We start from the raw sequence: 23,419 nt of genomic DNA on the forward strand, positions 1-23,419 counted from the left end.
CGCCGTGTCCGGGGGCTGCCCGCACGGCGGCCCCCGGTCCCGCCGGACAACCGAGACGAGAGACGGTACCGCGATGACCGAGTACGAGCGTTCACACACGATGCCCGCATCACCCGAGCACGTCTTCGACCAGGCCGCCAACATCGAGCAGATGGGCGACTGGCTGCCCGAGGCCCTGCACGTGCACGCCGAGGAGCTGCCCGCCGTCACCGTGCACGAGGACCGCTCCGACGAGGACACCTCCGCGCTGCTCCGCGCCCAGCGGGACCAGATGCGGCTCGAATGGGGCACACGTGAGCAGGGAAGTTACACCGGCTGGCTGCAGGTCGCCGGCATCGGCAGCGGGGCCAGCGAGGTCACGGTGCACCTCTCCTTCTTCGACGACAGCCACGACCCGGGCGAGAAGGCCGTCGGCGACGCCCTGGACTCCAGCCTCCGGCGCCTGGAGGAACAGGTACGGCTCCGTGTCGACAACGCCGCCGGCTGACCGTCCGCCCCGTCCGGAAGGCCACCCCGCCATGAGCAGTGAGCCCGCCCACGAGCACCGCTCGGACACCGCGCTCAGGGTCAACGGCACGCCGCACACCCTCCGCCTCGACCACCGGCGGGTCCTGCTGGACGTCCTGCGCGAGGACCTCGGCCTCACCGGGGCCAAGAAGGGCTGCGACCACGGCCAGTGCGGGGCCTGCACGGTCCTGGTCGACGGCCGCCGCGTCAACGGCTGCCTGCTGCTGGCCGTGTCCCTGGACGGCCGCGACGTCACCACGGTCGAGGGCCTCACCGACGGCGGCGACGGTCTGCACCCCCTGCAACAGGCCTTCCTCGACCGGGACGCCTTCCAGTGCGGGTACTGCACACCGGGACAGATCTGCTCCGCCGTCGGCGCCCTCGCCGAGGCCGAGGCGGGCCATCCCTCCCACGTCACCGACCCCGCCGCCCCCTCCGGCCGGCCCGTCGCGCTGGACGCCGCCGAGATCCGCGAGCGGCTCAGCGGCAACCTGTGCCGCTGCGGCGCCTACCCGCACATCGTCGAGGCCGTCGAGGACGTGATCTGAGTGAAGCCCTTCGGATACGTGCGGGCCGGCACCGTCGAGGAGGCGGCCGAGGCGCTCGCCGCACATCCCGGCGCCCGCTGCCTCGCCGGCGGCACCAACCTGGTCGACCTGATGAAGCTGGGCGTGGAACGCCCCGACGTCCTCGTCGACGTCAGCCGGCTGCCGCTGGACACGGTGGAGGAACTGCCCGACGGCTCCGTGCGCGCCGGCGCCACCGTCCGCAACAGCGACCTCGCGGCCCACCCCCTGGTCCGCGACCGCTACCCCGCGCTGTCCCAGGCGCTCCTCGCCGGCGCCTCCGGACAGCTGCGCAACGCCGCCACCACCGGCGGCAATCTCCTCCAGCGCACCCGCTGCCCCCACTTCCAGGACCTGTCCAAACCCTGCAACAAGCGTGCGCCCGGCAGCGGCTGCGGCGCCCGGGAAGGCACCCACCGCGACCACGCGGTCCTCGGCCACTCCGAGCACTGCGTCGCCACCCACCCCTCCGACATGGCCGTCGCCCTGGCCGCCCTGGACGCACGCGTGGAGCTGTACGGCGACGAGGGCGCCCGGGACGTCCCGGCGGACCGGTTCCACCGTCTCCCCGGCGACCACCCGGAGCGGGACACCGGGATCCGGCCCGGCGAGCTGATCACCGGCGTGGTGCTCCCGCCCGCCACGGCGGCGCTGCCCTCCGCCTACCGCAAGGCCCGCGACCGCGCCTCGTACGCCTTCGCCCTGGCGTCGGTCGCCGCCGTCCTGGCCACGGCGGACGACGGCACGATCGCCCATGTGGGGCTCGCTTTCGGCGCGCTCGCCCACAAGCCGTGGCGGGCCGAACGCGCCGAGGCGGCACTGCGCGGCGCCCCGGCGACCCCGGACTCCTTCGCCCGCGCCGTGGACCTCGAACTCGAGGCGGCCCGGCCGCTGCGCGACAACGGCCACAAGGTGCCCCTCGCCCGCGGTCTCGCCGTGGACGTCCTGACCCGGCTCGCGCCACCCGCCCGGCACCCCTGGCACCTCACGGAGGACTCATGACCGGCACCGGTACCGCGCTGGGCGCTCCGGCCGAACGCCGCGAGGGACGCCAGAAGGTCACCGGCGGCGCCCGCTACGCCGCCGAACACCCCCTGCCGGACCGAGCCCACGCCTGGCCCGTCCCCGCGACCGTCGCCCGCGGCCGGGTGACGGCCGTCGACACCACGGCCGCCCTGGAGTCGCCCGGCTTCCTGACCGTGCTCACCCACGAGAACGCCCCCCGGCTCGCCGAGCCCGACGACCCCACCCTCGCCGTGCTCCAGGAACCCGGAGTGCCGCACCGCGGCTGGGTCGTCGCGCTCGTCGTCGCCCGCTCCCCGGAGGAGGCCCGTGCCGCCGCCAGGGCCGTCCGGATCGAGTACGCCGCGGAGGAGTACGACGTGACGCTCGCCGCGGACCATCCCGAGGCGTACGAGCCGGAGACCGCCAACGCCGGCCACCCGGCCCGCCGTGAGTACGGGGATCCCGACGGCGCCCTCGCCTCCGCCCCCGTCCGGGTCGACGTCTCCTACCGCGTGCCGCCGCTGCACAACCACCCCATGGAGCCCCACACCAGTACGGCACGGTGGGAAGACGACCGCCTCGTCGTGCACACCTCCAGCCAGGGCGGCACCGCGGTGCGCGCCACGCTCGCGGCGCTGTTCGGGCTGCCCGAGGACCGGATCACCGTCGACACCGGCCATGTGGGCGGCGGCTTCGGCTCCAAGGGCACCCCGCGCCCCGACGTCGTGCTCGCCGTCATGGCCGCCCGGGAGACCGGCCGGCCCGTCACCGTCGCCCTGCCCCGCCGTGACATGCCCGCCCTCGTCGGCCACCGGGCCCCCACCCTGCACCGGCTCCGCCTCGGCGCCGACGACGACGGCCGGCTGACCGGCCTGACCCACGAGATCGTCACCCACACCTCCCGCGTCAAGGAGTTCGTGGAGCAGGCGGCGGTCCCCGCACGCGTCATGTACGCCACCCCGAGCAGCCGTACGCTCCACCGCGTGGTCCGGCTCGACGTGCCGACCCCGTCCTGGATGCGCGCCCCCGGTGAATGCCCCGGCATGTACGCCCTGGAGTCGGCGGTGGACGAACTCGCCACAGCCCTCGGCATGGACCCGGTACGGCTGCGCGTCCTCAACGAACCCGAGCGGGAACCGGACAGCGGCAAACCCTTCAGCAGCAGGCATCTCACGGAGTGTCTGCGCGAGGGCGCCCGCCGCTTCGGCTGGGACCGCAGGGACCCCCGCCCCCGTTCCCGGGCGGAGGGACCGCTGCTCGTCGGCACGGGCGTCGCCGCGGCCACCTACCCCGTCCTCGTCCGGCCGTCCACCGCGGAGGCACGCGCACTGCCGGACGGGACCTTCGTGGTCCGCGTCAACGCCACCGACATCGGCACCGGGGCCCGCACCGTGCTCGCCCAGGTGGCGGCGGACGCCCTCCGCGTGCCGCTGGACCGGGTACGGACCGAGATCGGCGACAGCGACCTGCCGTCCGCGTCCCTGGCCGGGGGATCCTCCGGAACCGCCTCCTGGGGATGGGCCGTGCACGACGCCTGCGCCAGGCTCACGGGCCGGCTGGGCGGCCTCACCGGCCGGCTGCCCGACGAGGGCGTCGCCGCCCGCGCCGACACGGCGGGCCGGGCGGACGCCGAGAGCCCCTACGCCCGCCACGCCTTCGGGGCGCACTTCGCCGAGGTCACCGTCGACTCCGTCACCGGCGAGGTGCGGGTACGCCGGATGCTCGGCGTCTTCGCCGCCGGACGGATCCTCAACGCCCGTACCGCACGCTCCCAGTTCATCGGCGGCATGGTCATGGGACTGGGCATGGCGCTGACCGAGGGCAGCACGATGGACGCCGCGTTCGGCGACTTCACCGAGTCCGACCTGGCCTCCTACCACGTGCCCGCGCACGCCGACGTGCCCGCCGTCGAGGCGCACTGGATCGACGAGCGGGACGGCCACCTCAACCCGACGGGCGGCAAGGGGATCGGCGAGATCGGCAACGTGGGCAGTGCGGCCGCCCTCGGCAACGCCGTCCACCACGCCACCGGTGTCCGCTTCCGTGACCTCCCGCTGACCCCGGACAAGGTGCTCGCCGGGCTGGCGGGGCCGCCCGCGCCTACCAGTGGGCGGGGCGGCTGAGCCCGGGAGGCAGCACGGTGGCCGCGTCGCCCCGGGCCGCGTCGAGCTGCGCCTGGGTGAGGAAGAGGACGCCGGTGAGATCGGCGCCGCCGAGGTCGGCGTCGCGCAGGTCGGCGCCGATCAGGTCGGCGTCGCGCAGATCCGCCCCGCTCAGGTCCGCGGCGACGAGGAGGGCCCCGCGCAGGCTCGCTCCCCTCAGGCCGGCGCCGGACAGCTTCGCGCCGATCAGATCGGCTCCGCGGTGGTCCTTCCCGCGGCCCGGGACGCGGGCCCGGACGAGTTCACTGGCGCGCAGCAGCAACGGGTTGACCTCGCCGCGCAGCGCGTTCACGTCCAGCGCGGTGACCTCCTCGGCGCTGCCGCGGGTCAGACCGTCGATCCGTGCCAGCGCCCGCCGCAGCTCCCTGTGGACGGGCCGGGCCGCCGCGAGGCCGAGGGCCTCGGCGACGTACCGGAGCAGCTCGTGCAGTTGCCGCATCACGGGGAAGACCTCGAACATGGCGCGCGCCGTCTCCGGTGCCCGACGCCAGTCGGTGCCGCCGAAGGTGACCTGCGACACCTTCTGTCCGGCCCCGAAGCAGTCGAAGACGGTGCAGCCGGGGTAGCCCCGGTCGCGCAGCCGCTCGTGGATGCCGCAGCGGAAGTCCGACCGGAGATGGGAGCAGGCCTGCCCGGCGGCCTTGTCGACGGCGAAGTCGGCGGAGCGGGCGAAGGGCAGGGCCACACAGCACAGGCCGAAGCAGTTGGCGCAGTCGGCCCGCAGGTCCTCGCGGCCCCCGGGGGCCGAAGGGGGCGCGGGGGATTCGTGCTGGGGTGACACCGTGCGGGCTCCCGTGGTGCGACGAGCGGTCGGCGCCCATTCTCGCAGACGGTCCGCCTGCGGATTCCCGGGGACGGTTCACCCGTGGATCCTCAGGGACGGCCGGTGAGGTAGCCGCCCATCGAGGTGAAGTACTCGGTCGCGCCGAGCTCCCGGCCGTCCTCGGTGCGTACGCGGGTGAGGGCCAGACCGTGGTTGCGGCCGGTACGGGCGTCGGCGCCGGCGACGATCACCACGCCGTCGCCCTCGCGGTAGAAGATCCGGCCGGGTGTCCCGCCGTAGCGTCCCCGGGACACCACGGCGGCCAGGACCTCGAGGCGCCGGCCCTTGTGGAAGGTGAAGGCGCTCGGGTACGGGTCCGACTGGGCGCGTACGAGGCGCTCCAGGTCCTCGGCAGGCCAGTTCCAGTCGATCCGGCTGTCCTCGAGGGACCGCTTGTGGAAGAAGCTGGCCTGCGAGCGGTCCTGCCGGGTGAACTCGGTCCGGCCGGAGGCGATCAGGGCGAGGGCGCCCGTGGTGACGGGGGCGATCAGGTCGACGGTCTTGTGGAACAGGTCGGTGGCCGTGTCCGTCGGTCCGACCGGGACCGCCCGCTGCAGGACGATGTCCCCGGCGTCGAGTTCCTCGTCCATCAGGTGCGCGGTGACGCCGACCTCGGACTCGCCGTTGATGAGGGCCCAGATCAGGGGGGAGAAGCCGGCGTACTTCGGCAGCAGCGAGTCGTGGACGTTCAGCGTGCCGTGCCGGGGCAGGCCGTAGAGGTGCGGGGGGATCCAGGTGCGCCAGTTGTTGGCGACGATGATGTCCGGGTCGGCGTCCTTGAGCCGTGCGAACAGTTCCTCGTCGTCGGGGCGGTCGCGGACGAGGACGGGGATGCCGTGTTCCTCGGCGAGCTCGGCGACCGAGTCGCTCCAGATCCGCTCGTAGACGTGCTCGCTCCTGGGATGGGTCACCACCGTCACCACGTCGTGCCCGGAATCCAGCAGGGCCCGAAGGGTGCGGTGGCCCCAGGTCTGATAGCCGAACATGACGACCCGCATGCGGTTCCTCCTCGGGCAGGGAATGGCCGCCGTCAGTAAAGCAAGGCTTACCTAAGCTTGCAACGGCGCCTGAGGAAAAGCGGGTTGATGGACAGTCAGAAAATCGAACTCGTGAACTGTCCCTTTTGTCCAGTCGACAGCTTCACAACATAAGCTTAGGCTTCCCTAAGTTTTGCGGGCCGCTGTTCCCCGGCGTGCCCCTCCTCCCGTAATCCCGACGCCGGACAACCGGCCGCCCGCACGATGGGAGTGACATGGCTCAGGTTCTTCCTGGCGACCCACCTCCGGTCCACGACCTCATCGGCATCGGCTTCGGCCCGTCCAATGTGGCCATGGCGATCGCGCTCAGCGAGCACAACGCGCGTGTCGGCAGACAGGAGACGGTCACCGCCCACTTCTTCGAGCGGCAGCCGGCGTTCGGCTGGCACCGGGGCATGCTGATCGACGACGCGACGATGCAGGTGTCCTTCCTCAAGGACCTGGTGACCCTCCGCAACCCGACCAGCGCCTACACCTTCCTGAGCTATCTGCAGAGCAAGGGACGCCTGATCGACTTCGTCAACCACAAGAACTTCTTCCCGTTGCGGACGGAGTTCCACGACTACTTCGAATGGGCGGCGGCGAAGGTCGACGACATGGTCTCCTACGGCCACGAGGTCGTCGCCGTCGAACCCGTCCTGCGTGACGGGACGGTCGAGTACCTGGACGTGACGGCCCGCTCACGGGACGGGCTGGTGGTCCACCGGGCCCGCAACCTGGTCATCGGCACCGGGCTGCGCCCGCGGATGCCGGAGGGGGTCGAACGCTCCGAACGCATCTGGCACAACTCCGACCTGCTGGCCAAGGTGGACGCCCTGGAGGACACGGATCCCTCCCGGTTCGTCGTGGTCGGCGCCGGCCAGAGCGCCGCCGAGAACGTCGCCTACCTGCACCGCCGCTTCCCCCGCGCCGAGGTCCACGCCGTCTTCTCCCGCTACGGCTACAGCCCCGCCGACGACAGCAACTTCGCCAACCGCATCTTCGACCCCGGGGCGGTGGACGAGTACTTCACCGCCCCCGAGGACGTCAAGCGCAAGCTGATGGACTACCACGGGAACACCAACTACTCCGTGGTCGACACGGACCTCATCGAGGACCTGTACCGGCGCGTGTACCAGGAGAAGGTGCTCGGCACCGAGCGGCTCCACTTCCACAACGTGTCCCGGCTCACCGAAGTCGTCGAGACCCCGGAGCGGGTCCGCGCCACCGTCGTCTCCCTGGTCACCGGCGAGCGGACCGACCTCGACGCCGACGTCGTCGTGTACGGCACGGGATACCTGCCCGCCGACGGACTGGCCCTCCTCGGCGAGACGGCCGGGCTCTGCCACCGCGACGACGAGGGCCGCGTCCGCGTCGAGCGGGACTACCGCGTGGCGACCCGCCCCGCAGTGCGCTGCGGCATCTATCTGCAGGGCGGCACCGAACACACCCACGGCATCACCTCGTCCCTGCTGTCGAACATCGCGATCCGGGTCGGCGAGATCCTGGACTCGATCCTCGACCGGACCCCCGCGTCCCCCGACGCGCCCCGTCCCCTCACCGACGGGATCGGCACCGTCCGCTAGCCGGCCCGAGGTCCACCCCCACACACCGCCGCGCACTGCCCGGTCGTCGTACCCGGCAGGCGCGGCACCCCTGTGAAACCCCGTGAAAGGAACCAACGTGTCCACTGGAACACGCCCCGCGCCGGCGCGGATCGCCGGACTCCTCCCCAGGGTGGTCGTGGCCGCCGTCGCCGCGCTCGCCCTGACCGCCTGTGGGGGCGGGACCGACGACTCCTCGTCCGGCGAGGACTCCTCGTCCTCGGCCGGTGCGGGCGCGCAGTCCGCGGCGTTCCCGGTCACGGTCGAGCACAAGTACGGCAGTACGACCATCGAGGAGGAACCGAAGAAGGTCGTCACGCTCGGACTGTCGGACCAGGACGCGGTGCTGGCGCTCGGTGTCAAACCGGTCGGCGCCGTCGACTGGTTCAAGGAGAAGCCGTACGGCAAGTGGCCCTGGACCAAGGAACTCTGGGGCTCCGACACCCCCGAGATCGTCGGCGAGCGCGACGAGTACAACATGGAGAAGATCGCCGCGCTGCGGCCGGACCTGGTCATCGCCCAGTACTCGGGCATGAAGAAGGAGCAGTACGACACGCTCTCGAAGTTCACCAAGGTCGTCGCCCAGCCCGAGGACCACCCGGACTACGGAGCCCCCTGGCAGGAGATGACCCGCCGGATCGGCAAGGCGCTCGGCAAGGACGACCGGGCCGAGAAGCTGATCTCGGACATCGACGCGCGGTTCAAGCAAGTCCGTGACGAACACCCGGAGTTCGGGGACCTGACCCTGGCCGTCGCCGACAGCTTCGAGGCCGGCAAGTACTCGGCGTTCACCAAGACCGACCCCAAGGCCATCTTCTTCGGGGAACTGGGCTTCCGGCTGAAGCCGGAGATCGACAAGCTGGCCAAGCCGGGCTGGAACGTGGCCGAACTCAGCGCCGAGAAGCTGAACGTCCTCGACGTCGACCGCCTGGTCTGGGTCACTTCCAGCACCGACGCCAACGACCGCATCAAGGCGGAGCCGCTGTACCGGAAGCTGAAGGTCAGCCAGGACGGGCGCGACCTGTTCGTGCCCTACCAGGACCCGGACATCGGCGCGGCGTTCTCCTTCAACACGGTCCTGTCGATCCCGTACGCGATCGAGGAGATCACCCCGCTGATCACGGCCGTCACATGAGACCGGCGGGCGGCGGGCGCCGACGGGCCCGCCGCCCGCCGCACCGGTCCGACACCCTCACGGCCGCTCACCGACGCACATCAAGGAAGGGTTCTTCTCACGATGCCTGACGCCGAGTCGGACCGGACCACCGGGTCCGGCCTGTGGCCCCTGACCGGAGCGCAGTCCGGTATCTGGCTCGCCCAGCAGATCGAGCCGGACAGTTCGGTCCACACCCTCGCCTTCGTCCTCGAACTGCGCGGCGCCGTCGACCCCGGCCGCCTCGCCGCCTCCGCCCGCCGGGCCGTCGAGGAGGCCGAGGCCCTGCACGTCCGCGTCACCGCCGGCCGGGACGAACCGCGGCAGACGGTCGTACGGACCCCCGTCGACGTGCCCGTCCTCGACCTCCGGGGCGAGAGCGACCCGGACAGGGCGGCCGCCGCCTGGATGGACGCCGACCGCGACCGGCCCGCCGACCTCGCAGGCGGCCCGCTGTTCGCCCAGGCGGTGCTCCGGCTCACCGACGACCATGTGCTCTGGTACCAGCGCTACCACCACATCGTCGTCGACGGCATGGGCGCCGCCCTGATCACCCGCAGGGCCGGTGAGCTCTACACCGCGGGCGAGCGGGCACCCGCCGCCACCGACGGGACGCTCTCCCGTCTGGTCACCGCCGACCGCGAGTACCGCGCGTCCGCACGACACCGCGCCGACCGCGCCTACTGGCTCGACCGGATGTCCGGCCGCCCGGAACCCGTACGCCTCGTCGAGCGCGCACCGGCGCCGATGACGCGGCGGATACGGCGCTCCACGCTGCTCGGCGCGCGGGACACCGCCCGGCTGGAGGCCGCGGCCCGCGGCGCCGGTGTCCGGCTCTCCCGGTTCCTGATCACCGCCGTGGCCGCCTACCTGCACCGGGCCGGCGGCGCACAGGACCTGGTCCTCGGCCTGCCGGTCACCGCCCGCCGGGACGACGGGACGGCGGCCGTGCCCGGCATGGTGTCCAACGTCGTCCCCCTGCGGGTGCCGGTCCGCCCGGGCACCACCGGAACCGAACTGGCAGTGGAGATCGGGCACATCGTCGCCGAGGCCGTCGAGCACGGGCGCTACCGGGCCGAGGACCTGGCCCGGGACCTGAAACTCGCCGACGGGCTGGCCGAACTGGTCGGACCGACGGTCAACATCCTCCCCGGCACCGCCGGCCTGCCCTTCGGCGACCACCCGGCCGAACTCCACCCGGCCTGGCTCGGCCCGGTGAACGACCTGGCCTTCACCTTCTCCCGGGCACGGGACGGACAGGGCGTCCGCCTCCACCTCGACGCGGACGCCGACGTCTGCGACGAAGCCGCCCTGGGCGACCACGAACGCCGCTTCCTCGCCCTGCTGGACTCCCTGGCCGACGACCCGGACCGGCCCCTCGGACACATCGACCTCACCGACGGCGCGGAACGCGGCCGGCTCCTCGGCGAACTGGGCGTCTCCCCGCGCGAGGTGCCCGAGCTGACCTGGCCCGCGGCCTTCGAACACCAGGTCCGCAGGGTGCCCGACGCCGTGGCCCTGGTCTGCGAGGACCGGGAACTGACGTACGGCGAACTGAACGCCCACGCCAACCGGCTCGCCCGGCTCCTGGCCTCCCGGGGCGTACGGGCCGAGGACGTCGTCGCCGTGGCCCTGCCCCGCTCGCCCGAGCTGGTGATCTGCCTGCTCGCGGTGCTGAAGACCGGCGCCGCCTACCTTCCGCTGGACGCCGACCACCCGAAGGACCGCATCGCCCACATGCTGTCCGACGCGGGGGCCCGCACCGTCGTCACCGTGCGCGACCTGACCGGGGAACTCCCCGCCGTACCCGGCGCCGGCCACCTCCTGCTCGACGACCCGGACACGGCCGCCGCGTACGCCGCACAGGACCCGTCCGACCTCTCCCTGCCGATCCCGCTCGACCGGGCCGCGTACGTCATCTACACCTCGGGCTCCACCGGCCGCCCCAAGGGCGTCGTCGTCACCCACGACGGCGTCGGCAGCCTCATCGCCACCGCCACCGACCGCATCGGCGTCGGCCCGGACAGCCGGGTCGTGCAGTTCGCCTCCGTCGGCTTCGACGTCACGGTCTGGGACCTGGTCATGTCGCTGTGCGTGGGCGGACGGATCATCGTCGTCCCCGACGGGCGCCGCGTCGCCGGACCCGCCCTCACCGAGTACATCGCCGGGCACCGCGCCACCCACATGATCCTGCCGCCGTCGCTGGTCTCCGCGCTGCCCCGGGACTGCGAACTGCCCGACGGCGCCGTCCTCGTCGTCGGCACCGAAGCCGTGCCGGGCGAGCTGATCGCCCGCTGGGCCGGACGGCTGAAGGTCGTCGTCGCCTACGGGCTCACCGAGGCGAGCGTCAACTCCACCCTGTGGCCCGCCGACCCCGCCCGGCCGGGCCCCGCACCCATCGGCCGGCCCGACCCCAACACCCGCGCCTACGTGCTCGACTCCGCGCTGCGCCCGGTCCCGGTGGGCGCCGAGGGAGAGCTGTACGTCGCCGGCCGCGGCCTGGCCCGCGGCTACCTCGGCCGGCCGGGGCTCACCGCCGAGCGGTTCGTCGCCGACCCGTTCGGCGCGCCCGGCACCCGCATGTACCGCACCGGCGACCGGGTGCGCTGGGCCCCCGACGGCAACCTGGAGTTCCTCGGCCGAGCCGACGGCCAGCTCAAGATCCGCGGCCACCGGATCGAGCCGGGCGAGATCGAGAGCGCCTTCATGGCCTGCCCCGGCATCTCCCAGGCCGCGGTCCTGCCACGGGACGACCACCGGGGCGTCACCCGCCTGGTCGCCTACCTCGTGGCGGAGACCGACGCCGCCGTGACGGCCGCACGGGCACAAGTGGCCGACGTCCTGCCCGACTTCATGGTGCCGTCCGCCGTCGTCGTCATCGACGGCCCCCTGCCGCTGACCCCCAACGGCAAGCTCGACAGGCACGCCCTCCCCGCTCCCCACTGGACCTCCCTGAGCGGGACGGACGCACCCACCACCCCCGCCGAGACCACGCTCGCCGGCCTGTTCGCCGACGTGCTCGGCATGCCGTCGGCCGGCGTCCACGACAGCTTCTTCGAACTGGGCGGTGACAGCATCGTCGCGATCCGGCTGGTCAACCTCGCCCGCGCGGCCGGGCTCGCGATCACCCCCCGCGACGTGTTCCGCCGGCGGACCGTGGCGGCGCTCGCGCGGGCCGCCGACGAGGCAGGCCCCGCCGCACAGCCCGACACCCCGGCGCACCTGGACGAGGACGCCCTGCCGGTCTCCCCGCTCCAGGAGGGCTTCTTCTTCCACGCCCGGTACGACACCGGCGCCGCCGACCCGTACCTCGTGCAGCAACTCCTCGACCTCGCGGGCCCGGTGGACCCCGGCCGGCTGCGCCGGACGCTGCAGCGTCTCCTCGACCGGCATCCGCTGCTGCGCGCCTCGTTCCGCCAACTGCCCGACGGCCGCGTCGTCCAGCGGCTCGCGGAACACGCCGTCCTGCCGTGGCGGGAGACCGGCACCCACGCGAGCGGCGGACTGGACGCCCTGCTGGAGGCGGACCGGGCCGAAGGCTTCGACCTCGCCCGGCCCCCGCTGCTGCGGGCCACCCTGATCCGCGACGGCCGGCACCACCGCCTGCTGCTCACCCTGCACCACATCGTCGCCGACGGCTGGTCGCTCGCCGTCCTCCGGCGCGAACTGCTCGCCGCCCACCGGGGCGAGGACCTGCCGGAGCCCTTCGACCCGCACCGCCACCTGGCCTGGCTGGCCGGCCGGGACCGCGACGCGGCGCGCGAGGCGTGGCGGCGGGCGCTGTCGGGGCTTCCCGGGCCCACCCTGCTCACCGGATCCCTCACGACGGCGGACGGGCACCGGGCGCCCGCCCGGCCGGACCGCCTGGACGTCCCGCTGCCCGACGACGGCCTCACCGCGTACGCCCGCACCCACGGAATCACCCTGAGCACCGTCGTCCACGGCCTCTGGGGCCTGCTCCTCGGCGGCCTGACCGGCACCCAGGACGTGGTGTTCGGCACCACGGTGTCCGGCCGGGGCCACGGGACCGGCGACCTGGAGCGTGCCGTCGGCCTCTTCATCAACACCGTCCCGGCCCGCGTACGCCTGATGCCCGACGAGTCCCTCACCGGTCTGCTGCGGCGCGTCCAGGACGAGCACGCGGCCCTGCTGGACCACCAGCACCTCGGCCTCGCCGACATCCAGCGGACCGCGGGCGGCGGCGAACTCTTCGACACCCTCGTCGTGTTCGAGAACCACCCGACCGCCTCCGACGACGCCGCGGACACCCTCCGCGTCACCGGCTCCGAGGTGTTCGACACCGTGCACTACCCCCTCGCGCTGATCGTCGAGCCGGAGGACGGCCGGCTGCGGCTGCGGTTCACATACGACGCCGCACGGCTGGACCGGCCGGCCGTGGCCGGCCTCGCCGACCGGTTCGTGACCCTGCTGCGCACCCTGACGTCCGACCCCGGCCGCCCGGTCGCCCGCACCGGCCTGCTGACCCCCCGGGAGCGGCGGCGCCCGGCCGGGCCCGACGGCACCGCGCACCCGGTGCCCGACGCCACCCTGGCGTCGCTGTTCGCACAGCGGGTGGCACGCACGCCGCACGCCACCGCGCTCGTCTTCGAGGACACCACCCTCACCTACGCGGAACTCGACCGGCGCGCCGAGGCCCTGGCGCGCCGCCTGCGGGCACGCGGCGCGGGCCCCGAGCGGTTCGTCGCGGTCGCCGTGCCCCGGTCGGCGGAGCTCGTGGTCGCGCTGCTGGCTGTCCTCAAGGCGGGCGCCGCCTACCTGCCCGTCGACCTCGACCACCCCGCGGACCGGGTCGCGTACCTGCTCGGCGACTCCGGGGCACGGACCGTCGTGACCACCGCCGAGGCCGCCGCGGGGCTGCCCGAGGTGCCCGGCCTGCGGCTCCTGATGGCCGAGGACGACGAGGACGTCCCCGGCACCCGGCCGGTGCCGGCCGCCCCGGACCATCCCGCCTACCTGATCCACACCTCCGGCTCCACCGGGCGCCCCAAGGGCGTCGTGGTCACCCACCGGGCGATCGTCAACCGGCTCGCCTGGATGCAGGCCGAGTACCGGCTCGCCGCCGACGACCGGGTGCTCCAGAAGACACCGTCCGGTTTCGACGTGTCCGTGTGGGAGTTCTTCTGGCCCCTGCTGGAGGGCGCCACCGTCGTCCTCGCCCGCCCCGGCGGCCACCGCGACCCCGCCTACCTGGCCGGCCTGATCCGCACCGAACGGATCACCACCCTGCACTTCGTGCCGTCGATGCTGGCCGCCTTCCTGCGGTTCGCGGAGACGGAGCGGGACCGGCCGTGGGCGGCGAGCCTGCGCCGGGTCTTCTGCAGCGGCGAGGCGCTCCCCGGCGCGGACGCCGCACGCTGGCGGGACCTCACCGCCCGCTCCGGGCACGGCCCCGTCCCCCTGCACAACCTCTACGGCCCCACCGAGGCCGCCGTGGACGTGACGTACTTCCCCTACGACGGCGGCGACCAGGCCACCGTGCCGATCGGCCGGCCGGTGTGGAACACCCGGCTGCACGTGCTGGACGCCTTCCTGCGCCCGGTGCCCGACGGCGTCCCCGGCGAGCTCTACCTCAGCGGAGTCCAGCTGGCGCGCGCCTACCACGGCCGGCCGGGACAGACCGCCGAGCGGTTCGTCGCCGACCCGTTCGGCGCGCCCGGCACCCGCATGTACCGCACCGGGGACCTGGTCCGGCGCCGCGCCGACGGCGTCGTCGAGTACCTCGGGCGCACCGACCGGCAGGTCAAGATCCGCGGCAACCGTGTCGAACCCGGCGAGATCGAAGCGGTGCTGAGCGGTCTGCCGGGCGTGGACCGGGCGGCCGTGATCGCCCGCGACGGCGCCCTGACCGCGTACGCCGTGCCCGCGCCCGACGCCGGCCCGGTGGACGCCGGGAGCCTGCGCGCGGCGCTCGCGGACGCGCTGCCCGCGCCCCTGGTGCCGGGTGCCGTCCTGCTGATCGGCGAACTGCCGCTGACCCCGAACGGCAAACTCGACGTCAACGCGCTGCCCGCGCCGTCCGCCGCCCCCCGGGCCGGCGGCCGCGCACCCGCCGACGAGCGGGAGCGCACCCTGTGCGACATCTTCACCGCCGTGCTCGGCGTGCCCGGCATCGGCGCCGACGACGACTTCTTCACCCTCGGCGGCGACAGCCTCACCTCCATCACCGTCGCCACCCGGGCCAGGGAGCACGGACTGTCCATCGGCCCGCGCGACGTCTTCGAGCACCGCACCCCGGCCGCCCTCGCCGCCGCGGCCGGCGAGCACACCCCCCGGAATCCGACCGCCTCCGACGTGACGGTCCCGGTGACCGAGGCAGGGCGGGCAGCCGCCGCCCTGAAGGCCGTACTGGCCGGGCAGGAGCAGTCCGGCGCGGCGGTCGATCCCGCCCTGCGGGCGCTGCTGGACCGGCTCACCACGGCAGCCGACACACCCGAGACCCCCCTGCTCACCGCCGAGGAGACCGCCCGCGTCGAGGCCGCCGCCGGCGCGTCACGGGTCGCGGACGTCTGGCCCCTGTCCCCGCTCCAGGAAGGCATGTACTTCCACGCCACCTACGACGCCGGTGACGCACTCGACGTCTATCTCTCCCAGGAGACACTGGACTTCGGCCACCGCCTGGACGCCACCCGGCTGCGCGCCGCGTGCCGCACGCTCCTGGAACGCAACACCGGCCTGCGCGCCGGGTTCGTCAGCGACGGTCTGCCCCGCCCGGTGCAGTTCATCGCGGAGCACGCCGAGTTCCCCCTCGTCGAGCACGACCTCTCCGCACTGCCGCCCGACGAGCAGCGGGCCCGCGCGGACGGACTCCTCGCGGCCGACCGCCGCCGCCGCTTCGACCTGACCGCCCCGCCCCTCGCCCGCCTGCTGCTGCTCCACCTCGGCGACGGCCGGGACCGGCTGGTCGTCACCCACCACCTGATCCTCTGGGACGGCTGGTCCGCCTGGCTGTTCCTGGAGGAACTCCTCGCCCTGTACGAGCGCGCCGGCGACGCCACCGGACTGCCGGCCCCCGGCTCCTACCGGGACTACCTGACCTGGCTGGACCGGCAGGACACCGCCACCGCGCTGGCCGCGTGGCGCCGGGCGCTCGCCGGGTTCGACGAGCCGACCCTGGTCGCCCCGGCCGGCCGCGACGGCGGCCCGGTGATACCGGTGGACTTCGACGCGACGCTCACCCGCGAGGCCGGCGACCGGCTGCGCGCCGCCGCCCGGCGCCACGGACTCACCCCGAACACCCTGCTGAACACGGCCTGGGCCCTGGTGCTCTCGGCACTGACCGGCCGCACGGACGTCGCCTTCGGCACGGCGGTGGCCGGACGGCCCGCCGACGTCCCCGGCGCCGCCGGCATCATCGGCATGTTCCTCAACACGGTCCCGGCCCGCATCGCCCTCGACCCCGGCGAACCCCTGCTCGACCTGGTGCGCAGGACGCAGTCCGAGCGCGCGGCGGTCATGCCGTACGAGTACGTGGGTCTCGGCACGCTGCAGCGGGAGACCGGCCACCGGCGGCTGTTCGACACCCTGTTCGTGCTGCGCTCGGCCGACGGCGAGGAGCGGGCCGCCACGCTCCGACGGCGGCACGGCATCACCGGCATCTCCAACGTGGACGGCACCCACTTCCCGCTCACCCTGATCGTCACGCCACAGACCCGGCTGCGGGTGACCCTCGCCGCCCGGCCCGACCTGTTCGACGCGGACACGGCCACGGCGATCCTCACCCGGTTCACGACCGTGCTGGAACGACTGGCCGACGTCCTCACCGGACCGGAGGCGGACAGCGCCCGGACCGCCGGCCTCGACCTGCTGCTGCCCGGGGAGCGGACCGCCCCGGCCGCGTCCCGCGAACCGGTGCCCGACGACACCGTCGCCGACCTGCTCGCCGACCAGGCCGCCCGCACCCCCGACGCGGTGGCCCTGGTCTTCGGCGAACAGTCCCTGACCTATGCCGAACTGGACGCCCGGATCAACCGTCTCGCCCGGCTGCTGCTGGCCCGGGGCGCGGGACCGGAGAAGGCCGTCGCGCTCGCCCTGCCCCGCTCCCTCGACATGGTCGCGGCGCTGTTCGCCGTCCTGCGCACCGGGGCCGCCTATCTGCCGCTCGACCTCGACCACCCCGCCGACCGGCTGCGCCTGATGGTGGCGGACACCGGCCCGCTGTGCCTGGTCTCCACCACGGCCGTGGCCCCCGCCCTGCGGGGTGAGGAGGGACCCCTCGCGCCCGAACTGCTCCTGGACACCCCGTCCGTGGCCGCCGAACTCTCCGCACTCCCGCACGACGGCATCACCGACGCCGAACGGCCGGCGTTCGCCCGCGGTGTGCCGGACCGGCTGGAGCACCCGGCGTACATCATCTACACCTCCGGCTCCACCGGACGCCCCAAAGGTGTCGTCACCCCCTACCGGGGGCTGACGAACATGCAGCTCAACCACCAGCGGGAGATCTTCGGCCCGGCCGTCGCCTCCGCCGGGGGACGACGGCTGCGGATCGCGCACACCGTCTCCTTCGCGTTCGACATGTCCTGGGAGGAACTGCTGTGGCTCGTCGAGGGCCACGAGGTGCACGTCTGCGACGAGGAACTGCGCCGCGACGCCGAGGCGCTGGTGGCCTACTGCGACCGGCACGCCGTAGACGTCGTCAACGTCACCCCGACCTACGCCCAGGTGCTGATCGAGGAGGGCCTGCTCGAACAGGACCCGGCCGCGGGCCGGCACCGGCCCGCCCTGGTCCTGCTCGGCGGCGAGGCCGTCCCCGACACCGTGTGGACCCGGCTGCGCCGCACGGAGGGCACCTACGGCTACAACCTGTACGGGCCCACCGAGTACACGATCAACACCCTCGGCGGCTCCACCACGGACAGCGCCACCCCGACCGTCGGCCTGCCCATCCGGAGCACCCGCGCCCACGTCCTCGACAGCATGCTCCGCCCGGTCCCGCCCGGCTGCCCCGGCGAGCTGTACATCGCCGGCACCGGGCTCGCCCGCGGTTACCACGAACGGCCGGGACTCACCGCGGAACGCTTCGTCGCCGACCCGTTCGGGGAGCCGGGCGAGCGCATGTACCGCACCGGCGACCTGGTCCGGCGGCGCCCGGACGGCCTGCTCGACTTCCTCGGCCGCACCGACGACCAGGTGAAGATCCGCGGCTACCGCGTCGAACCGGCGGAGATCGCCGCCGCCTTGTCCGCGCATCCCGAGGTCGCCCGCGCGGCGGTCGTCGCGGTGCCGTCCGCCGGGACGAAGCGCCTGGTCGGCTACGTGGTGCCGGAGGAGGGCGGGCAGCCGGGGGAGGACCTGCCCAAGCGGCTCCGCGACCACCTGCGGGCCGGCCTGCCGGACCACATGGTCCCGGCCGCCCTCGTCCCCGTGGACACCCTCCCGCTGACCGTCAACGGCAAGCTCGACGTCAAGGCACTGCCCGCCCCCGACCTCACGGCTGCGGGCACCGGCCGGCCGCCCCGCACCCCGCACGAGGAGGCGCTGTGCGCGCTCTTCGCCGATGTGCTCGGCCTGCCCGAGGACGGTGTCGGGGTCGACGGCGACTTCTTCGACCTGGGCGGGCACTCCCTGCTCGCCACCCGGCTGGTCGGCCGGGCCCGCGCCGCCCTCGGCGTCGAACTCGCCATCCGCGACCTGTTCGAGGCGCCCACCGTCGCCGAACTGGCGCGGCGCACGGCCCGCTCCGACGCCGCCGCCCGGCCCGCGCTCACGGCCGGGGAGCGCCCCGCCGAGCTGCCGCTGTCCCACGCCCAGCAGCGGCTGTGGGTCGTCCAGCAGATCGAGTGCGCCTCCGCCGCGTACAACTTCCCGCTGGTGCTGCGGGTGCGCGGACCGCTCGACCGTACGGCGTGGAGCGCGGCCCTCGCCGATGTGACGGCCCGCCACGAGGCGCTGCGCACCCTCTTCACCGAACGGGACGGCCGGGTGTTCCAGCACGTGCTGCCCGCCGACGAGGCCCGCCCGCAGGTGGAGCACATCCGGGCCGCCGAGGCCGAGGTGCCCGCCGTCGTGGCCGGCGCGGTGCGCCGGCCGTTCGACCTCGCCCGCGAACTGCCCCTGCGCGCCACCCTCGTGGAGATCACCCCCGAGGACCACGTCGTCGTACTGCTGCTGCACCACATCACCACCGACGAATGGTCGGACCGCCCCTTCCTGCGCGACCTGGCCACCGCCTACCGCGCCCGCCTCGCGGGCACCGCCCCCGCGTGGCGGCCGCTGCCCGTCCAGTACGCCGACTACGCCCTCTGGCAGCAGCGGCTGCTCGGCGACCCGTCCGACCCCGGCAGCCCGGCCGCCCGTCAACTGGCCTACTGGCGGACGGCGCTGGCGGGAGCCCCCGAGGAACTCGACCTGCCCGCCGACCGGCCCCGGCCCGCGCGTCCCGCGTTCTCCGGGGCCGCGCTCGACATCGAGTTCGACACCGCCGTCCACGAAGGGCTCGCACGGCTCGCCCGGTCCACCGGCACCAGCATGTTCATGGTCGTCCACGCGGCCGTCGCCACCCTGCTCCACCGCATGGGCGCCGGAACGGACATCCCGCTCGGCGCGCCCATCGCGGGCCGCGGCGACCAGGCACTGGACGACCTCGTCGGCTTCTTCGTCAACACCCTCGTCCTGCGGACCGACCTCGGTGGCGACCCCGGCTTCACCGAGCTGCTCGCCCGGATCCGCGCGACCGACCTGGCCGCGTTCTCCCACGCGGACGTGCCGTTCGAGGCGGTGGTGGAGGCGGTCAACCCGGCCCGGTCGCTCGCCCGCAACCCGCTGTTCCAGGTCATGGTCGGCCACCACATCCGTACCGACGACGCGCTCGAACTGCCCGGCCTGACCGCCGAGTACCTGCCGTTCCCGGCCGAATCGGCCAAGTTCGACCTCGTGTTCAGCTTCACCGAGCGGCAACGGACCGACCACGACCCGGGATCGCTTTGCTGCCGTCTGGAGTACGCCACCGAGCTGTTCGACCACGAGAGCGCCGAGCGGATCGGCGAACGGCTGCGCAGGCTCACCGCCGCCGTCGTCGCCGCACCAGGACAGCCCGTCTCCCGGGCGGAGATCCTCTCCGCCGAGGAGCGCCACCAGGTCCTGGAGCGCTTCAACGACACCGGACGGGACGTCGAGGAGGCGTCCCTGCCCGCCCTCTTCGCCCGGCGGCTCGCCGAGCGGCCCGACGCGGTCGCCGTCGTCGAACGCTCCCGCCCGGTGACGTACGCACAGCTCGACGCACGGGCCGACCGCATCGCACGGCTCCTCGCCGCGCACGGCGTGGGCGCCGAGAGCGTGGTCGGGGTGGCCGTGCCCCGCTCGGCAGACATGATCGCGACCGTGCTCGCCGCGCTGAAGCTGGGCGCCGCCTTCCTGCCGCTGGACCTGGCACACCCGGGCGACCGCCTCACCTACATGATCGAGGACTCGGGCGCCGCCCTCGTCGTCGCCGGCGAACCGGTGGCCGGCAAGATCCCCGAGGTGCCGGGCGTCCCCGTGGTGCTGCTCGACGCCCCCGCGACCGTCACCGCCCTGGACCGCCTGCCGGACACCCCCCTGGACACCCGCCCGGTCCCGCCGGCCCGGGCCGCGTACGTGATCTACACCTCCGGTTCGACGGGCCGGCCCAAGGGCGTCGTCGTCTCCCACGAGGGCGTCTCCAGCCTGGTCGCCACCGCCGTCGACCGCATGGACCTGCACCCCGACAGCAGGGTGCTCCAGTTCGCCTCCATCGGCTTCGACGTGTTCGTCTTCGAACTGGCCATGGCCCTGTGCCACGGCGGCCGGCTCGTCCTGATCCCCGACGAGGCACGGGTCGCCGGGGAGGCGCTCACCGACTTCCTCGCCGAACAGCACGTCACCCACATGATCCTGCCGCCGTCCCTGGTCTCCGCCCTGCCGCCCGGCTGCGCCCTGCCCGAGGGGTCGACCGTCCTGGTCGGCACCGAGACGGTCCCGCCGGACCTGTTCGAACGCTTCGGCACCACCGCCCACCTGATCTGCGCCTACGGGCTCACCGAGGCGACCGTCAACTCCACCCTGTGGCCCTCCCGCGCCCACGGATCGCGCACACCCGGCCGGGTCCCCATCGGCCGCCCCGACCCCAACACCCGCTGCTACGTCCTGGACGAACACCTCCGCCCGGTCCCGCCCGGCGTGGCGGGGGAACTGTACGTCGCCGGGCGCGGTCTCGCCCGCGGCTACCTCGGCAGGCCCGCGCTCACCTCCGAACGGTTCGTCGCCGACCCGTTCGGACCGCCCGGCGGCCGCATGTACCGCACGGGCGACCGCGCCCGCTGGCGGACGGACGGCAACCTCGACTTCCTCGGCCGGGTGGACACCCAGGTGAAGATCCGCGGGTTCCGCGTCGAACTCGGGGAGATCGAGGCGGCCCTCACCGGCCACCCGGCGGTCGCCCAGGCGGCCGTGACCGCCGACCGCGACGGCGACATCGTGCGCCTCGTCGGTTACGCCGTGCCCGACGGCGGCGCGGACCTCGACCCGCGGGCGCTGCGCGCCCATGTCGCCGGGCTGCTGCCCGAGTACATGGTCCCGGCCCTCGTCGTACCGCTGGACGGTCCGCTGCCGCTGACCCCCAACGGCAAGCTGGACCGCAGGGCGCTGCCCGCGCCGGACTGGTCCTCCATGACCGGCGACGCCCACCCCGCCACCCGGACGCAGGCCCGGCTGGCCGGACTGTTCCGCGAGGTCCTCCGGCTGGACGGCGTCGGCGTCCACGACGACTTCTTCGCGCTGGGCGGCCACTCGATGGCCGCGATGCGGCTGCTGGGCCGGATCCGCACCGAGTTCGGCGCGGAACTGGGCATCCGGGACGTCTTCGACGCGCTGACCGTCACCGGCCTCGCCGCCCTGCTCGACGGGGCGGCCACCGCCCGCCCCGCGCCGCGCCCGGCCGGGGACGGCGCGGCGGTGGACCCCGGCCGGCCGGTCGCGCCGGTCCAGCGCGCCCAGTGGCACGCCCACCGGCGCGACCCCCGGTTCGACCACGCCCTGGAACTGCGCTCGCCGGGCGGACTGGACGCCGGCGCGCTCACCGCCGCGCTGGCCGACGTGACGGCCCGCCACCAGCCGCTGCGCACGGCGTTCACCGAACGCGACGGCACGGTGTTCCCGCGCCCGGTCGAGCCTCCCGCCCTGGCCGTCGAGGAGTGCGCCGACCTCGACGGGCGCCTGGCCGAACTCGCCGGACAGGTGACGGACCTGACGGTGGAGGCGCCGCTGCGGGCGCGGCTGCTCACCGCCCCCGACGGCCGCCAGGCGGTCTCGCTGACCGCGCACTACCTCGCCGTGGACGAGTGGTCGGTGGTCCCCCTGCTCCGCGACCTCACCACCGCGTACGCCGCCCGGTCCCGGGGCCGGGAACCCGGCTGGCGGCCGCTGCCGGTGACGTACGCCGACCACACCCGCTGGTCCCAGGAGGCGCTCGGCGACCTCACCGACCCGGACAGCCGGGGCGGGCGCCGGCTCGCCTACTGGCGGCGGACGCTGAAGGACGTACCGCCCGCCCTCGCGCTGCCGGCGGACCGGTCGCGGTCCGCCGCGCCCGGCCGGGTCGCCTTCGTGCTGGACGAGCGGCTGCACGCCGACGTGGACCGGCTGGCCCGGACCACCGGCACCAGCATGTTCATGGTGCTGCACGCGGCCCTGGCGGCCCTGCTCACCGCGCACGGCGCGGGCACCGACCTGCCCATCGGCACGATGACCGCGGGCCGTACCGACGACCGGCTCGCCGACCTCGTCGGCTGCTTCCTCAACACGCTCGTCCTGCGCACCGACACGGCGGGCGACCCCGCCTTCGCGGACCTGCTGGCGCGGGTGCGGGAGACGACGCTCGGCGCCCTGGACCGGCAGGACGTGCCGTACGACGAGGTGGCCCGCGCGACCGGACTGCCCCCCGAGGGGCCCCGGGTCATGGTGGTCCACCACGAACAGGCCGACCTGGCACGGCTGGAAGGGGGCCTGGGCTCACTGCGGGCCGCCCCCACCGGCGCGGTGCGGGCCGGGCTGACCCTGGGCTTCCACGAACCGCGCGGCGCCGGCCCGGTGCACTGCGCGCTGACCCACGCGGCCGGCGTCCTCGGCACCGCCGCGGCACACCGGCTCGCCGACGACCTGACCGCCCTGCTGCGCGACGCGGCGGCCGACCCGCGACGACCCCTCTCCGAACTGATCACCACCCCCTCCACAAGGAGTGACCACGCATGACGACCAACCCGTTCGAGGACCCGCAGGGCCGCTTCCTGGTCCTGGTCAACGACGAGAACCAGCACTCCCTGTGGCCGTCCTTCGCCCAGGTGCCGGCCGGCTGGCGGACCGCCTTCGGCGAGGACACCCGCGAAGCCTGCCTGGCCTACGTGGAGACCCACTGGACCGACCTGCGCCCCGCGAGCCTGGCCGCACACGACCACTGACCCGCCCCACCCACCCGGCCGCCACGCCGGCCACACCGACGCACGGACGAGGCGTCGCGGGACCCCACGGGCGACGCCGCCAGGGGGCGGCCCGGTTTCCCGCGGTCACCTGCCACCGCCACGGACCCGCGCCGCCGCCGGGCGCCGCCTA

At 74.3% G+C, this 23,419-nt stretch carries 10 protein-coding genes; 8 read left to right on the forward strand and 2 right to left on the reverse strand.

The window, feature by feature from the left end; all coding sequences use genetic code 11:
- The first annotated feature begins 73 nt into the window (after window positions 1-73).
- From ACF1DX_RS25145 to ACF1DX_RS25160, 4 genes are read left to right on the forward strand one after another with little or no spacing between them, the layout of a single operon-like run.
- Window positions 74-487, forward strand: a complete 414-nt coding sequence (locus ACF1DX_RS25145) for an SRPBCC family protein (RefSeq protein ID WP_391793383.1) — start codon at window positions 74-76, stop codon at window positions 485-487.
- A 31-nt stretch (window positions 488-518) separates the two neighbouring features.
- Complete coding sequence (locus ACF1DX_RS25150; protein ID WP_391793384.1) at window positions 519-1,055, forward strand: (2Fe-2S)-binding protein; 537 nt, start codon at window positions 519-521, stop codon at window positions 1,053-1,055.
- Window positions 1,056-2,075, forward strand: a complete 1,020-nt coding sequence (locus tag ACF1DX_RS25155) for an FAD binding domain-containing protein (protein WP_391793385.1) — start codon at window positions 1,056-1,058, stop codon at window positions 2,073-2,075.
- Window positions 2,072-4,201 carry a xanthine dehydrogenase family protein molybdopterin-binding subunit gene (locus ACF1DX_RS25160; RefSeq protein WP_391793386.1) on the forward strand — a complete coding sequence of 710 codons (2,130 nt, stop codon included), beginning with the start codon at window positions 2,072-2,074 and terminating at the stop codon, window positions 4,199-4,201. Before ACF1DX_RS25155 ends, ACF1DX_RS25160 begins: the two co-directional genes overlap by 4 nt.
- Here the strand turns inward: ACF1DX_RS25160 and ACF1DX_RS25165 are convergent.
- Window positions 4,179-5,021 (reverse strand): pentapeptide repeat-containing protein, encoded by an 843-nt coding sequence (locus ACF1DX_RS25165; protein ID WP_391793387.1) that lies wholly within the window; start codon window positions 5,019-5,021, stop codon window positions 4,179-4,181. The genes ACF1DX_RS25160 and ACF1DX_RS25165 overlap by 23 nt on opposite strands.
- 92 nt (window positions 5,022-5,113) lie before the next feature.
- A complete protein-coding gene (locus tag ACF1DX_RS25170) occupies window positions 5,114-6,061 on the reverse strand; it encodes a methionyl-tRNA formyltransferase (protein ID WP_391793388.1) in 948 nt (315 codons plus the stop codon).
- Window positions 6,062-6,315: 254 nt separating this feature from the next.
- Here ACF1DX_RS25170 and ACF1DX_RS25175 point away from each other — a divergent pair, with 254 nt between their 5' ends.
- From ACF1DX_RS25175 to ACF1DX_RS25190, 4 genes are all read left to right on the forward strand, one after another.
- Window positions 6,316-7,665, forward strand: coding sequence for a lysine N(6)-hydroxylase/L-ornithine N(5)-oxygenase family protein (locus tag ACF1DX_RS25175; RefSeq protein ID WP_391793389.1), 1,350 nt, complete (start codon window positions 6,316-6,318; stop codon window positions 7,663-7,665).
- A 97-nt stretch (window positions 7,666-7,762) separates the two neighbouring features.
- Window positions 7,763-8,818 (forward strand): iron-siderophore ABC transporter substrate-binding protein, encoded by a 1,056-nt coding sequence (locus ACF1DX_RS25180; RefSeq protein ID WP_391793390.1) that lies wholly within the window; start codon window positions 7,763-7,765, stop codon window positions 8,816-8,818.
- A 102-nt stretch (window positions 8,819-8,920) separates the two neighbouring features.
- Entirely contained in the window at window positions 8,921-23,062 is a 14,142-nt protein-coding gene (locus ACF1DX_RS25185; protein ID WP_391793391.1) for an amino acid adenylation domain-containing protein, read from the forward strand.
- On the forward strand, window positions 23,059-23,268 hold the full coding sequence (locus ACF1DX_RS25190; RefSeq protein WP_073935816.1) for an MbtH family protein: 210 nt from the start codon (window positions 23,059-23,061) through the stop codon (window positions 23,266-23,268). The genes ACF1DX_RS25185 and ACF1DX_RS25190 overlap by 4 nt, the downstream gene beginning before the upstream one ends.
- Window positions 23,269-23,419 lie beyond the last annotated feature (151 nt).

The sequence above is a fragment of the Streptomyces sp. NPDC014676 genome, assembly GCF_043084105.1.
Taxonomy (GTDB): Bacteria; Actinomycetota; Actinomycetes; order Streptomycetales; family Streptomycetaceae; genus Streptomyces.

Coding starts and splice junctions, on each gene's coding strand:
- ACF1DX_RS25145 (WP_391793383.1), top strand. CDS start 74: ATGACCGAGTACGAGCGTTCACACACGATGCCCGCATCACCCGAGCAC.
- ACF1DX_RS25150 (WP_391793384.1), top strand. CDS start 519: ATGAGCAGTGAGCCCGCCCACGAGCACCGCTCGGACACCGCGCTCAGG.
- ACF1DX_RS25160 (WP_391793386.1), top strand. CDS start 2,072: ATGACCGGCACCGGTACCGCGCTGGGCGCTCCGGCCGAACGCCGCGAG.
- ACF1DX_RS25170 (WP_391793388.1), bottom strand. CDS start 6,061: ATGCGGGTCGTCATGTTCGGCTATCAGACCTGGGGCCACCGCACCCTT.
- ACF1DX_RS25175 (WP_391793389.1), top strand. CDS start 6,316: ATGGCTCAGGTTCTTCCTGGCGACCCACCTCCGGTCCACGACCTCATC.
- ACF1DX_RS25185 (WP_391793391.1), top strand. CDS start 8,921: ATGCCTGACGCCGAGTCGGACCGGACCACCGGGTCCGGCCTGTGGCCC.
- ACF1DX_RS25190 (WP_073935816.1), top strand. CDS start 23,059: ATGACGACCAACCCGTTCGAGGACCCGCAGGGCCGCTTCCTGGTCCTG.